General features: G+C 72.5%; 12 protein-coding genes. 7 read left to right on the forward strand and 5 right to left on the reverse strand.

The window, feature by feature from the left end; genetic code table 11:
- Nucleotides 1-35: 35 nt before the first annotated feature.
- Together JKP76_RS13110 and JKP76_RS13115 are read right to left on the reverse strand one after the other, a co-directional pair.
- A complete protein-coding gene (locus JKP76_RS13110) occupies nucleotides 36-1,298 on the reverse strand; it encodes an acyl-CoA dehydrogenase family protein (protein ID WP_200491447.1) in 1,263 nt (420 codons plus the stop codon).
- A 13-nt stretch (nucleotides 1,299-1,311) separates the two neighbouring features.
- Complete coding sequence (locus tag JKP76_RS13115; protein ID WP_200491448.1) at nucleotides 1,312-3,396, reverse strand: AMP-binding protein; 2,085 nt, start codon at nucleotides 3,394-3,396, stop codon at nucleotides 1,312-1,314.
- 151 nt (nucleotides 3,397-3,547) lie between these two features.
- On the opposite strand from JKP76_RS13115, the gene JKP76_RS13120 reads away from it, so the two are divergent.
- Nucleotides 3,548-4,165 carry a TetR/AcrR family transcriptional regulator gene (locus JKP76_RS13120; protein WP_200491449.1) on the forward strand — a complete coding sequence of 206 codons (618 nt, stop codon included), beginning with the start codon at nucleotides 3,548-3,550 and terminating at the stop codon, nucleotides 4,163-4,165.
- Here JKP76_RS13120 and JKP76_RS13125 read toward each other — a convergent pair.
- Nucleotides 4,134-5,699 (reverse strand): MFS transporter, encoded by a 1,566-nt coding sequence (locus JKP76_RS13125; RefSeq protein WP_200491450.1) that lies wholly within the window; start codon nucleotides 5,697-5,699, stop codon nucleotides 4,134-4,136. The genes JKP76_RS13120 and JKP76_RS13125 overlap by 32 nt on opposite strands.
- Nucleotides 5,700-5,807: 108 nt before the next feature.
- On the opposite strand from JKP76_RS13125, the gene JKP76_RS13130 reads away from it, so the two are divergent.
- The 3 genes from JKP76_RS13130 to JKP76_RS13140 are packed head-to-tail and all read left to right on the forward strand — an operon-like array spanning nucleotide 5,808 to nucleotide 7,634.
- Entirely contained in the window at nucleotides 5,808-6,728 is a 921-nt protein-coding gene (locus JKP76_RS13130; RefSeq protein WP_200491451.1) for an SDR family oxidoreductase, read from the forward strand.
- Between the two features lie 60 nt (nucleotides 6,729-6,788).
- A complete protein-coding gene (locus tag JKP76_RS13135; RefSeq protein ID WP_200491452.1) occupies nucleotides 6,789-7,184 on the forward strand; it encodes an ankyrin repeat domain-containing protein in 396 nt (131 codons plus the stop codon).
- Between the two features lie 51 nt (nucleotides 7,185-7,235).
- Nucleotides 7,236-7,634: an ankyrin repeat domain-containing protein gene (locus JKP76_RS13140; RefSeq protein WP_200491453.1), complete on the forward strand. Its 399-nt coding sequence runs from the start codon at nucleotides 7,236-7,238 to the stop codon at nucleotides 7,632-7,634.
- Between the two features lie 250 nt (nucleotides 7,635-7,884).
- Here the strand turns inward: JKP76_RS13140 and JKP76_RS13145 are convergent, their stop codons facing one another.
- Nucleotides 7,885-8,745 carry an HNH endonuclease signature motif containing protein gene (locus tag JKP76_RS13145; RefSeq protein WP_200491454.1) on the reverse strand — a complete coding sequence of 287 codons (861 nt, stop codon included), beginning with the start codon at nucleotides 8,743-8,745 and terminating at the stop codon, nucleotides 7,885-7,887.
- Nucleotides 8,746-8,814: 69 nt separating this feature from the next.
- Between JKP76_RS13145 and JKP76_RS13150 the strand changes: the two genes are divergently transcribed.
- Nucleotides 8,815-10,182 (forward strand): IS256 family transposase, encoded by a 1,368-nt coding sequence (locus JKP76_RS13150; RefSeq protein WP_375335624.1) that lies wholly within the window; start codon nucleotides 8,815-8,817, stop codon nucleotides 10,180-10,182.
- A gap of 5 nt (nucleotides 10,183-10,187) precedes the next feature.
- On the opposite strand, the gene JKP76_RS13155 is transcribed toward JKP76_RS13150, so the two are convergent.
- Entirely contained in the window at nucleotides 10,188-10,880 is a 693-nt protein-coding gene (locus JKP76_RS13155; protein ID WP_200491455.1) for a DUF222 domain-containing protein, read from the reverse strand.
- A gap of 238 nt (nucleotides 10,881-11,118) precedes the next feature.
- On the opposite strand from JKP76_RS13155, the gene JKP76_RS13160 reads away from it, so the two are divergent.
- Together JKP76_RS13160 and JKP76_RS13165 are read left to right on the forward strand one after the other, a co-directional pair.
- A complete protein-coding gene (locus JKP76_RS13160) occupies nucleotides 11,119-12,465 on the forward strand; it encodes an AI-2E family transporter (RefSeq protein ID WP_309232980.1) in 1,347 nt (448 codons plus the stop codon).
- 87 nt (nucleotides 12,466-12,552) lie between these two features.
- The gene (locus tag JKP76_RS13165; RefSeq protein ID WP_200491457.1) at nucleotides 12,553-12,972 is read left to right on the forward strand and encodes a DUF350 domain-containing protein; all 420 of its coding nucleotides are present in this window, start codon (nucleotides 12,553-12,555) and stop codon (nucleotides 12,970-12,972) included.
- Nucleotides 12,973-12,998 lie beyond the last annotated feature (26 nt).

A 12,998-nucleotide genomic window follows, 5' to 3' on the forward strand; every position in this document is an offset into this window, starting at 1 on the left:
AGTGACGTGGGGGGTGCGCGGAGTGCGCGGGTGGATCAGTTCCCGAAGTCCCAGCCGCCCTCCGTGGCGTACCGGTCGAGCACGTGCTTGGCGATCAGCACCTTGTGCACCTCGTCCGGTCCGTCGGCGAGACGCAGGGTGCGCGCGCCGAGGTACATACCGGAGAGCGGGAGGTCGCTGGAGACCCCGGCCGCGCCCCACACCTGGATGGCCCGGTCGACGACGCGCGAGTACGCCGCGGGCACGAACACCTTGATCGAGGAGATGTCGGTGCGTGCTCCGCGGTCGTTGCGCGCGACGCGCTCGGCGGCCTGGATGGTCATCAGCCGGGCTGCGCTGATGTCCATGTAGCTGTCGGCGATGAAGCCCTGCACGAACTGCTTGTCCTGGAGCGGGCCCCCGTGGACGGTGCGGGTGGTGGCCCGCTCGACCATGAGGTCGAAAGCGCGCCACATCTGCCCGATCGAGTTCATGCAGTGGAAGACGCGGCCGGCGCCGAGCCGGTCCTGGGCGGCCTGGTGGCCCTGCCCGACGGCGCCGAGCAGGTTGCTCGCCGGCACCCGCACGTCCTCGTAGCGGACCTCCACGTGGTCCGACGTCGGCCGCCCCCAGATGCCCACGCCGCGGACGATGTTCACGCCGGGCGCGTCGGTCGGCACGATCAGCTGCGCCATCTGGCCGCGGCCCGACGCCGGGTCGTGATCGGCCTCGACCACGCGGGTCATGACGATGAAGAAGTCGGCGGCGTGACCGTTCGAGGTGAACCACTTGTGCCCGTTGAGGACGAGCTCGTCGCCGTCGCGGACCGCTGTCGTGGTCAGCGAGCGCGGGTCGGAGCCCGGGTTCTCCGGCTCGGTCATCGAGAAGCCGGACTCCAGCTCGCCTTCGACGAGCGGGCGCAGCCACCGCTCCTTCTGTTCTTCGGTGCCGTACTTGAGCAGGATCGTCTGGTTGCCCGAGTTGGGAGCGACCACGCCGAAGAGGGAGGCCGCGCCCATCGCGTAGGCGAGCACCTCGTTCATGTAGGCGTGCGCCAGGAAATCCAGGCCCATGCCGCCGTACTCCGGGGGCAGGTGCGGCGCCCACAGGCCCGCCTTCTTGACCTTCTGCTTGATCTCCTCGCGGGCGGCCTTCGCGTCGATGACCGACGGTTCGGTCTCGACGGCGCCGCCGTGCGCGGAGCGCCAGAGCTCGCGCTCCCGCGGCAGGATGTCCTCGTTCACGATCTCCGCGGTGCGCATGCGGATGTCGTTGATGCGGTCGTCGAGCGTGGGGATCGGCCGGACGGTCAGGGGCACGGGGGCGGCCCCTTCAGGCGTCCGTGCCGGCGGCGGCCTGCTGCCGGAAGTTCTCCCGCAGGACCCGCTTGGACAGCTTCCCGGACGGGGTGCGCGGCAATTCCTCGACGAAGTCGATCGTGCGGGGGCACTTGAAGTGGGCCAGCCGATCCCGGGCCCAGGTCAGGAGCTCCTCGGCGAGCGCGGGGGAGGGCTCGTAGCCCGGCTGCACCTCGACGACGGCCTTCACCGACTCGCCCCACTCCGGGTCCGGCACGCCGATGACGCCGACGTCGCCCACGGAGGGGTGGGTGATGAGCACTGCCTCGACCTCGGCGGGGTAGACGTTGACGCCGCCGGAGATGATCAGGTCGACGCTGCGGTCGGTGAGGAAGAGCCAGCCCTCCTCATCGAGGTAGCCGACGTCGCCGAGGGTGAAGTGGTCGCCCTTGTACGACGACGAGGTCTTCCCCTCGTCGCCGTAGTACTCGAACCGGCCGACGTCGGGTGCACGCATGTAGATGGTCCCGGGGACGCCGGCCGGGCACTCCTCGCCGGACTCGTCGAGGATCCGGATGTGTCCGGGTTCCGGATGCCCCACGGTCCCGGGTCGCGCGAGCCACTCGTGCGGCCCGACGATGGTGCCGATGCCTTCGGTGGCCGCGTAGTACTCCCATGCGATCGGGCCCAGCCAGTCCATGAACGCCTGCTTGACCGGGACAGGACAGGGCGCGGCCCCGTGCCAGACGTGGCGAAGGCTGCTCACGTCGTACCGGTCCTTGACCTCCTGGGGCAGCGAGATCAGCCTGTGGAACATCGTGGGCACCAGGTGGGTGTGCGTGATCCGGTGCTGCTCGATCAGCCGCAGCGTCTCCTCGGCGTCCCACTTGTCCATGAGCACCACGCCGGCGCCCCGTGCCATCGGCAGGTTGAGCGAGAAGGCCAGCGGAGCGGAGTGGTACAGCGGGCCGGTGACCAAATTGAGGTCCTGGCCCGCGACGTAATCCGTGGCATCGGAGAACGCCGTCGACGCCGGCGTCCCCGAGGGGCGGTACACGCCCTTCGGGCGGCCGGTCGTCCCGGAGGTGTACAGCATCGTGCTCCCCAGTTGGGGATCCTCGATGTTCTCGGTGGATTCCTTCGCCAGCGCCTGCTCGTAGTCCTCGAAGCCGTCGCCGGTGCCGTCGACGACGAGCAGGGCGCGGGCGTCCACGCCGTCCAGCGCCCGGCTGACCGTGTCGGCGAAACGGCCGTCGACCACGACCGCCCGGGCGCCGCAGTCGCGGAGGATGTAGTTGATCTCGTCCGCGGTGAAGTGCCAGTTGACCGGTGTGAGCCGCAGCCCCGTGCGCTGAGCGGCGTAGAGCGTCTCCACGAACTCGGGGCGGTTGGAGCTGATGAGGGCGATCGAGTCGCCGGCAACGAGGCCCCGGGCGCGCAGGGCCCGGGCGACCTGGTTGACGCGGCCGTTGAGCTCTGAGTACGTGGAGTCGCCCTGCGCGGATCGGATGGCCGGTGCGTCGGGCTGACGGGCCGCCCACAGAGCGAGCAGGGTTCCAGTGGCGGCGGCGCGCTCGACGAGGGCCTCCACGTCTGGTGTCAGCGGGGCGACCTGGGGAGCGGAGGGGGACGACATGCTGTCTCCTGACGGGGAGGGGGCGGGCCAGTGGGGTGCGCGGGCGGCGGTGTCGCGGTAGGAGTCCAGGGCACGTCCCCAGGCGGCCAGGCCCGCGGATGCGTCCGGGAAGTCGTCGGGGACGAGGTGCGTGGCCAGGTCACGGAGCCGGGCGGCCGCGGCGCGGTCGGCCTCGGCGAGGACCTGCCCGCCCAGCTCGGTGACCAGGTGGGTGACGTGCCGGCGGTCTGCTGGGTCGGTGCCGCGCTCGACCATCCCGCGGGCGACCATCCCGCGGGCGACCAGGCCGTCGACCAGCGCGGTGACGCTCGGCCGGCTGACCACGAGCCGCTGGGCGAGGGTGGAGGCGTTCACCGAGCCCTCGGACAGCAGGCTGAGCAGCCGGTACTGAGGCACGGAGAGCTCGCAGCCCGCCAGGGCCACCTCGACGTGCCGGGCCAGACGGGCGACCGTGCGAGCTCCGCTCGCCGTGGGCTCGGTCACAGCCACCAACCATTCAGGTTTCGAAGTTCTTTGGCAAGGCTTTCGGTCCAGCCCGTCCGTACTGCGGCGTGAGCGGAGGGTGACGCAGCCCACTATCCCCCATTAGGGTCGCGCTCGATCGCGGGATCGTCGGGTCGAGGGGTGTGCGCCGGTGCGGACCACCGAAGAGCCTGAGGGCAGCGCCAGGCAGTGGAACCGCACCGCCGAAGCGCGCCGGGCGCTCATCGCCGCTGCCGGCCAGGTGTTCGCCGAGCGCGGGTTCGCCGAGTGCAGCGTGGCCGACGTCGTCGAGCGCGCCGGGCTGAGCGTGGGCAGCCTGTACCACCACTACGGCGGGAAGTCCGAGCTGTTCCTGGCCGTGTGGGAGGACCACCAGGCCGCCTACGAGGAGCAGGCGGCCACCGCGGTCGCACGTGCCCGGCAGGCCGGTACGACCTCGCGCACAGAGCTCTTTCTCGTCGGCGCGCGCGCGTACCTCGAGACCACGTGGGAGCGGCGCGCGCTGGCCCGGTTGTTCCGCGACGGCGACGGGCCACCAGGTTTCTTCCTCGTCCGCAGCCGCCGGCGCAACGACTGGGTGCGGCAGAACGCGGTGCTGCTGGCGGTGGGCACCGGCCCTGCGGACCGGCTGCTGGTCTCCATCCTAACCGCGGCGATGGGCGAGGCCGGACGACAGATCATCGGCTGCACCAGCGAGGACCAGGCCACCGCGGTCACCGAGAGTGCGCTGGCGATCATCAGCCGGCTGTCGGACCCCCGGGCGGGCTGACCGCTTCGGCGTCGGCGCGCCGGCTGGCCCGCAGGGCGGCCAGCGATGTCAGCGCCGTGGCGGCATTGACGGCGAGCATGGTGAGCAGCGTCCAGCGGTAGCCGCGCAGCAGGTCGGCCAGTCCGTCGGCCGAGACGCCGGAGAGCGTCCCGGCGAAGGCGTACTGCCGCAGCTCGGGGGCCAGCGGGGCGGTGAGCACCGACAGGACGACGGCGGTGCCGACGACGAAGCCGCTCTGCTGCAGCATCAGCCGCATCGCGTTGGCGATGCCCAGCCGGTTGTGCGGCATGGCTCCCATGAGCGCGGTGGTGTTCGACGGCATGAACAGCCCCGACCCGGCGCCGGCGAGCACCAGGCCCCCGGCGATCGCCGGGTAGGCGGCGCCGGTGACCACCGACGTGAACAGCACCAGCAGGCCGGCGCCGGTGCACACGTTGCCGACGACGGCGAGGGCACGCGGGGAGATGTGCCGCTGGAACAGGCCCGAGGACGACGAGAAGATCAGCGTCGCCACCGCCAGCGGCAGGACGCGCAGACCGGCCGACAGCGGGTCCACGCCCTGCACGGCTTGGAAGTACAGCGAGAACAGCAGCAGCACGCCGGCCTGCGACGTCGAGTTCAGGAACGAGGCGAGCAGGCCCAGGGCGAAGGGCCGGTCGCGGAACAGCGTCATGTCGACCAGCGGGTGGGCGACCCGGCGCTCGAAGAGCACGAACAGCGGCATGCCGAGGGTGAAGACGGCCAGCCCGCCGACGACCACCCAGCTGGTCCAGCCCAGCGTGGTCGCCTGCGAGAGCGCGGCCAGGCCGCTGCCCAGCGCGACCAGCACGAGCAGGTTGCCGGGGACGTCGATGCCCTGGCGCTCGCCGGAGCGCGCGACCCGGGGGAGGGCCCAGGCGCCCCAGGCCAGGCAGAGCAGGCCGATCGGCACGTTGAACCAGAACACCCAGCGCCAGCCGGCGTGCTCGGCTAGCACGCCGCCGACCGTCGGGCCCAGCAGCTGGGCGACCGAGAAGGAGGCGAGGTAGATGCCCATGCCCTGGCCGAGCCGGGCGCGGGGGAAGGCGGCAGTGACGAGCGCGGCGCTGTTGGTCAGCAGCATCGCGGCGCCCGCGGCCTGGAGCACGCGCAGGCCGACGACGATCCAGGCGTTGGGGGCCAGACCGCACAGGAAGCTGGCGAGGGTGAAGGTGGCCAGGCCCATCAAGTACATCTGCCGGCGCCCGAACATGTCGGCCAGCCGGCCGAAGAAGATCATCAGGCCGGTGTTGGCCAGCATGAAGGCCAGCAGCATCCAGCTCGCCGCGGTGGCGCTGGCCTCGAAGTGCCGCACGACGGTGGGCAGGGCGACGTTGAGGGCGCTGCCCGACATGCCCGAGAAGATGCTGGCCAGGCTGACGACCGAGAGGGTCCGCCAGGCCTCCTTCATGACGGCGGGTTCGTCGGGCGCCTCCTCGGCGCCCACCCCCTCCGGAGCGGCCGGCGGCGGGGGTGCGGCACCCTCGCTGCTGGTGGTCCGCGCGTCGGCAGCCAATGCATCCCCTCGCAGGTCGAGCGGTCGCCCGTCCGGCGGCCCAGCCGGTTGACTCCGGCAATCCTGGAACTGGATTCTAGGGGCACCGACGAGAAGGAGGCCTGCCTGATGCAGTCCAACGAGCAACGCGTGGTCATCGTGACGGGTGCGGCCCGGGGGATCGGCCGGGGTCACGCCCTGGAGTTCGCCCGGCACGGCTATGCCGTCGTGGTCAACGACCTGGGCGCCGAGGTGGACGGTACGGGCGGCTCGACCGGCCCGGCCGGTGAGGTGGTCGACGAGATCCGCGCCCAGGGCGGACAGGCCATCGCCAACGGGGACGACGTCTCGGACTTCGCCGCCGCCGAGCGCCTGGTCCGCTCCACCATCGACCACTTCGGCCGGCTGGACGTGCTGGTCAACAACGCCGGCATCCTGCGCGACCGGATGCTGGTCAACATGAGCGAGCAGGAGTGGGACTCGGTCATCCAGGTGCACCTCAAGGGCACGTTCGGCCCGATGCGCCACGCGGCTGCCTACTGGCGCGAGGAGCACAAGGCCGGGCGTCCGGTGGACGCCCGGGTCATCAACACCACGTCGTCCTCGGGCATCTACGGCAACCCGGGGCAGTCCAACTACGGGGCGGCCAAGGCCGGGATCGCGGCGATGACCGTGATCACCGCGATGGAGCTGGGGCGCTACGGCGTCACTGTCAACGCGGTGGCGCCGGCCGCCCTGACCCGGATGACGGAGAACCTGATGCCGGACCGGCAGAACCCCGACCCGAACGCCTTCGACCCCTCCGCCCCCGACAACATCGCCCCGCTGGTGGTGTGGCTTGCCGGGCCGTCGGCCCGCGAGGTGACCGGCCGGGTGTTCAACGTCCGCGGCGGCACGATCAGCGTCGCCGAGGGCTGGCAGGCCGGACCGGGCGTCGACAAGGGCGCGCGGTGGACGGTCGAGGAGCTGGACGACGTCCTGCCCGGGCTGGTCGCGAAGGCGGCGCCGAACGCCGACCAGCGCGGCATCCGCCCGGCGATCGCGGACTGACCGTGCGGGGCGCGGTGCCGGGCTCCGGTGCCGCGCCCCGTCCCCTCCTAGGCTGGGGGAGTGAGCGGACCGATCGACCCCGAGGTCATCGAGCTGGCCGGCCGACTGTTCGACCTGGCGCGGTTCGGGCACACCGACGAGCTGGTCGCCTACCTGGATGCCGGGGTGCCGGCGAACCTGACCAACGACAAGGGCGACACGCTCCTGCTGCTGGCGGCCTACTACGGCCAGGCGCCGACCGTGGCGGCGCTCCTGGCCCGCGGCGCCGACCACGGCCGGGTGAACGACAAGGGGCAGACGGCGCTGGCGGCGGCGGTGTTCAAGCAGTCCGCCGAGGCGGTCGGGGACCTGCTGGCGGCGGGCGCGGACCCCGACCAGGGTGGGCAGAGCGCCCGGGCGACGGCACAGTTCTTCGGGCTCACGGCGATGACCGAGCTGCTGGACGCCCCGCGCTGACCCGCGGGCCGCACTACCGCCGCGGCGGCGCGGCCTCCTAGGGTGCCCTCCATGACCAGCGGAGGCAGTTCCACCACCGGCACGGTTCCCGCCGGGCACCTGTTCGACCTGGCCCGTCAGGGGAACACCGAGGTGCTCGCGGCGTACATCGACGCCGGCGTGCCCGTGGACCTGACCAACAGCTCGGGGGACACGCTGCTGGTGCTGGCGGCGTACTACAGCCACGGCGAGACGGTGGCGGCGCTGCTCGAGCGCGGTGCCGACCACGCGCGGATCAACGACAAGGGTCAGACGGCGCTGGCCGCGGCGGTGTTCAAGCAGGCCGAGGACGCCGTCCGCCACCTGCTGGCCGCCGGCGCCGACCCGGACGCCGGCGAGATGACCGCGCGCATGACAGCGCAGTTCTTCGGCCTCACCGCCATGACCGAGCTCCTCGACGCCCCGCGCTGACCCGGCTGCTCCCGCTGGACCGACAGCCCGGCGCGCAAGCACGTCCGACCGGGCGCGCGGATGCGTCGTCCCGGGCTGCTGGATGACGCATCCGTGCGCCGGGTCGGGGTCCACCAGGCGCGGTTGTCCTTGTCCGCCGTTCGAGTCCGGGCCGGCGGCGGCGCCCGACCGGGCGCGCGGATGCGTCGTTCCGGGCCGCCGGGTGACGCATCCGCGCGCCGGGTCGGTGCTGGGGAGGGCGGGGTCGGGTTCAGAAGGGCGGGGTGTCCTCGTCGACCGGGCTGGGTCGGGGTGGGGGCAGGGCTCGTTGGGTCTGGGGGTGTCGCAGGCCGGGTGGTCGGGTGGTGCGGGTGACGCCAGAGGGTGTGGTGACGGTGAGGGTGCCGTCGGGGTGCAGGCGGTAGCGCCAGCCGCGGGCGAAGGTCTTGAGCCGGTGGTGGGTGCGGCACAGGCAGCACAGGTTGTGGCAGGTGGTGCGGCCGCCGCAGTCGTAGGGCAGGACGTGGTCGGCGTCGGTGCGGCCGGCGGGTTGGCCGCAGCCGGGGTGGCGGCAGGTGCGGTCGCGCAGCCGCAGGAAGCGTTCCTGGGCGGCGGTGTGGGTGTAGCCGGGCACTGCCGGTGGTGGGCCGAGGGCGGGGCAGCCGCAGTCGGCGTTCTTGCCGTGCGCTGGGCAGCCCCGGGCGGCCAGTCGTGCGAGTTCGGCGGGGGTGGTGGTGGCCAGCAGCGCGCCGTCGTCGTCGGTCAGCGCCAAGGCCAGGCTGCCACCCGGGGGTGCCTGGACGCCGAGCGCGCCGAGCTGGGCGAGCAGTTCGCGCAGGTGCGCGGTGGTGATGGGGGTGCTGCCCAGCTGCGGCACCGGCCCGCCCAGGTCCGTCCGCTCGGCGCTGGCCGCTGTTCCCGGCGGGCGGAGCGCGGACAGCGGGGCGGTGAGGGTGAGGTGCCCGGTCACGGCCGGGCCGTCGGCGCCGGTGCGCAGCACCAGCGCGGCGTGCGCCTCGGCGCGCAGCACCCCGATCGGCCGGTCGTCCCCGGCGGTGCGGGCCAGCTGGGCGGCCTGGTCGATCACCGACCACATCGCCGCGGCCACCGCCGAGGGAGCCTCGGTGGTCAAGGGCGTGTCAGATGGTCTGTGTAGGAGCTGCGTGAGCCTGGGGCTGTGGCCTCGGGAGGGAGCACCCTGATGACCGTGACCGATGAGCAGGCCGGCGACCCGGGTGGCCCGGGCCGGGTGAGCGGGGCGCAGCTGCGGCAGCTGTTGGCCGATGACACGTGGCTGGATGCGTTGATCGACCGGGCCGAGACCGGCGGAGTGGCGCTGACCGGGGAGGGCGGGTTCCTTCCGGAGCTGGTCAAGGCCGTCCTCGAGCGGGGACTGGCCGCTGAGCTGACCGAGCACGTCGGCTACGAGCGGGGCGATCCGGTCGGCCGGGGCTCGCCGAACAGCCGCAACGGCAGCACGCCCAAGACGGTGCAGTCCGAGGTCGGCCCGCTGCCGCTGGCCGTGCCCCGGGACCGGGCGGGCAGTTTCACCCCGCAGCTGGTGCCCAAGGGCGAACGCCGCCTCGGCGGCCTGGACGACATGATCATCTCGCTCTACGCGGGTGGGATGACGGTGCGCGACATCCAGCACCATCTGGCCCGCACGATCGGCACCGAGCTGTCCCACGACACGATCAGCAAGATCACCGACGCGGTGCTCGACGAGGTCGGCGCATGGCAGGCTCGGCCGCTGGAGCCGATCTACCCGATCGTCTACGTCGACGCGCTGGTGGTGAAGATCCGCGACGGCCATCAGGTGCGCAACCGGGCCGCGCACATCGTGGTCGGAGTGGACCTCGACGGCATCAAGCACGTGCTGGGGATCTGGGTGCAGGCCACCGAGGGCGCGAAGTTCTGGGCCGGCGTGGTGGCCGAACTGGCCAACCGCGGCGTGCGGGACATCCTCATCGCCTGCTGTGACGGGCTGACCGGCCTGCCCGAGGCGATCGAGGCGACCTTTCCGCACACGACCGTGCAGACCTGCGTGGTGCACCTGATCCGCGCCTCGATGCGGTTCGTGTCCTACGGCGACCGCAAGAAGGTGGCCGCCGCGCTCAAGGGCGTCTACACCGCCCCGACCGCCGATGCCGCCGAGACCACGCTGCTGGAGTTCGCCGACTCCGACCTGGGACGCAAATACCCGGCGGCGGTGGCGACCTGGCAGAACGCCTGGGAGCGGTTCATCCCGTTCCTCGCCTTCGGACCCGCGCTCCGCAAGATCATCTACACGACGAACATGATCGAGTCGCTGAACTACCAGCTCCGGAAGATCATCAAGAACCGGGGGCACTTCCCCAACGACGCCGCGGTGATCAAGCTGCTCTGGCTGGCGATCCGCGACATCGAGGACAAGCGGGCCCGGGAGCGGCTCAAGGACCGCGGCAAGCCGGCCAACCAGCGCACCGCACCCGGCAAGCTCGTCGAGGGCGCGGTCACCCAGGGCTGGAAGCCGGCCATGGCCGAGATGATGATCGCCTTCGGCGACCGCATCGAGCCTTACCTCAGCTGACAACATCAAGATCGACTGCAGGTCTTACACAGAGAAGTTGACAAGCTCGTGGTCAACGCCGACATCCCGTCCCCGGTCGGGGAGACCCGCACGGCGGCGCGCCGTTCGGCCTCGATCCGGCGCCGTTCGGCGAACTCCTCATCCGCGGCGACCCCGGCGGCGACCAGCCGGGTGCGCAGCTTCCCCGACGACAGGCCCGCCGCCTCCGGCAGCACCGCCGCCACCACCGCGGCAGCCACCTCGTTCGTGGCGCCGGCCAGCACGTCGGCGAACACCCGCGCCCGGAACCAGTCCAACCGCCCCGCCGCGCACGCGGCGTGCACCGCCGGCATCCGCTCCACCACCTGGAACGCATCCGCCAGCAGGCCGACGGCGTACGGCCGTCCGCAGTTCAGCACCAACGCCACCTCGTCGGGCAGGAACTCCGACGTGCCCGGCACCGGCGACCCGCCACCGCGGCGCCGCGCACCCGGATGCCCCGGCGGCGGATCGTCGATGTCCGGCCGATCCGCGGCCAGCGACATCAGCAGGGCGGCCTCGTAGGCGTCGTCCATCCCCTTGCGCGCCCGCACCCGCTGCAACTCGGTGACCTTCTGCTCGGCGGTCAACCGCGCCACCGGCAACCGCTCGACCGACGGCTCCCGCCACAGCAACCACTCGATCAACCCACCCTGGGGCTGCTCCGCGGTCACCGTCATGCACCCAAGCTACGGAGAGGGTCTGACAGTTTCCGCTGCTCAGCGGCCTGCCGACCGGAGATTCTCCGACGGGCCGTGAGGTGGCGGACGCCGTCGCCCCCGGCTGCGGCCACCCCCTCGACGTCAAGGGGGGCGCAACCGATCAGCCCCCACCCGCACGCACCGAGTGGTGTGCGCCGCAGCGGGCATGGGTGCACTCTCAGGGGGTACGGGGCGCCCGTCCTGGGAGGGAGCGCGCGTGGTGCTGCGACCGGAGGTGCACGGCACCGGCCGCGAGGCGGCTCGCGATCTCCGGTCTGCCGGGGAGCCCGTCGAGCCGGTCCCGGCGGACCTGGCGGGCGGGACCCCGCCACCGGCCTCGGGAGCGACCCCGCCGGCCGGCGCCGTCGAAGGCTCGCCCACGGGTCTGCCGCGCTGGCTGCTCCTGCTGGGCGGGCTGGCCGCCGCGACGATCGCGATCGCCGGGCTGCGTGCCGTCGCCTGGCTGGCCGCGCCGATCCTGCTCGCGCTCGTCGTCGTCGTGGGCCTCATGCCGGTCTCGAGCTGGCTGCGCCGCCACGGCGCCCCGCGCTGGGTGGCGACGACGGTGCTGCTGGTCCTCGTGTGGGCGGTGCTGCTCGGCTTCGTCGCGTTGCTGGTGCTCAGCGTCGCCCAGCTCGCCGCCCTGCTCCCGGACTACTCCGACCGGGCCCAGGAGCTCATCGACGGCGTCGTCAACGACCTCAACGACCGAGGGATCGTCTCCGGGCAGCTCTCGGACTGGGTCGGGCAGATCGACTACGGCGCGGTCGTCGGGCTGGCCACCGACCTGCTGGGCCGGATCACGGCGGCCGCCAGCACGCTGATCCTGCTGCTCTCGGCCCTGGTGTTCATGGCCATCGAGTCCAGCGGCTACGGGCAGCGGCTGGCGCTGATCGCCCGGGAACGACCGCACCTGCCGTTGGCCTTCAGCCTCTTCGCCTCGGGCACCCGCAGCTACCTGCTCGTCAGCACCGTGTTCGGGGCGATCGTCGCCGTGGGTGACGGGATCGCGCTGGCCATCCTCGGCGTGCCCGCGGCGGCGCTGTGGGGGCTGTTGGCGTTCATCACCAACTACGTGCCGAACATCGGGTTCGTGCTGGGCGTCGTCCCGCCGGCGCTGCTCGGCCTGCTCGCCGGGGGATGGGGCGAGCTGACCGCGATCGTGGTCATCTACACGCTGCTCAACTTCGTCGTCCAGACGCTCGTCCAGCCGCGCTTCGTCGGCGACTCGGTCGGCCTGTCGATGACGGTCACCTTCATCGCCCTGCTGTTCTGGGGCTGGGTGCTCGGCGCCCTCGGCGCGCTGCTCGCCATCCCGCTCACGCTGCTGGTCAAGGCCCTGCTGGTGGACGTCGACCCGCGCGGCCACTGGCTCGACGCGCTGCTCCGCGAGGAGCCGCGCGCACCGCGCACCTCCCGTGCGCGCCGCCGGATGAACGCCCGCCGCTCCGCGCTGGCGTCGGTCCGCCGGCTGCACCACCCGCGCCGTGACCAGGACGCCGAGCACCTGCCGGCCGAGGACGCCGGACCGCCCGACGGCTCCGGGACGACGCCGACCACCTGAGCGCGCCGGGTGCACCGCCGGATGCCGGTGCGGTAGACACGGCAGGCCGTTCCCGGCACCCGTCCCGACACCCCGGAGGTCGCTCTCGTGCTGGCCAGCATCGGCTACGCCGCCGCCTACACGGGCGTGGGCATCGCCCTGCTCATGTTGGGCTTCGTGGCGCTCGACCTGCTCACCCCCGGGCACCTGGGGCGGCACATCTACGAGGAGGGGTCGGTCAACGCCGGCATCGTGCTGGCCGCGGGCTTCCTCGGCCAGGGCGCGATCGCGTTCACCACCATCTGGACCAACGCGACCGACGGCTTCGGCCGGGCGCTGTGGTGGACGGTGGTCTTCGGCGTCCTGGGCGTGCTGCTCCAGGCGGTCGCCTTCCTGGTGCTGAACCTGGTGACACCCGGATCGCTGGGGAAGGCGTTGGTCCAGGTGCGCTTCCACCCGGCCAGCCTGGTGAGCGCCGCGGGTCAGCTCGCGGTCGCCGCGATCATCGTCGCCTCGATCTGGCCCTGACGGCCCGCCGCTGCCCCGTGTGACGG

It is taken from the genome of Blastococcus sp. TML/C7B (genome assembly GCF_016612845.1).
Classification (GTDB): Bacteria; Actinomycetota; Actinomycetes; order Mycobacteriales; family Geodermatophilaceae; genus Blastococcus.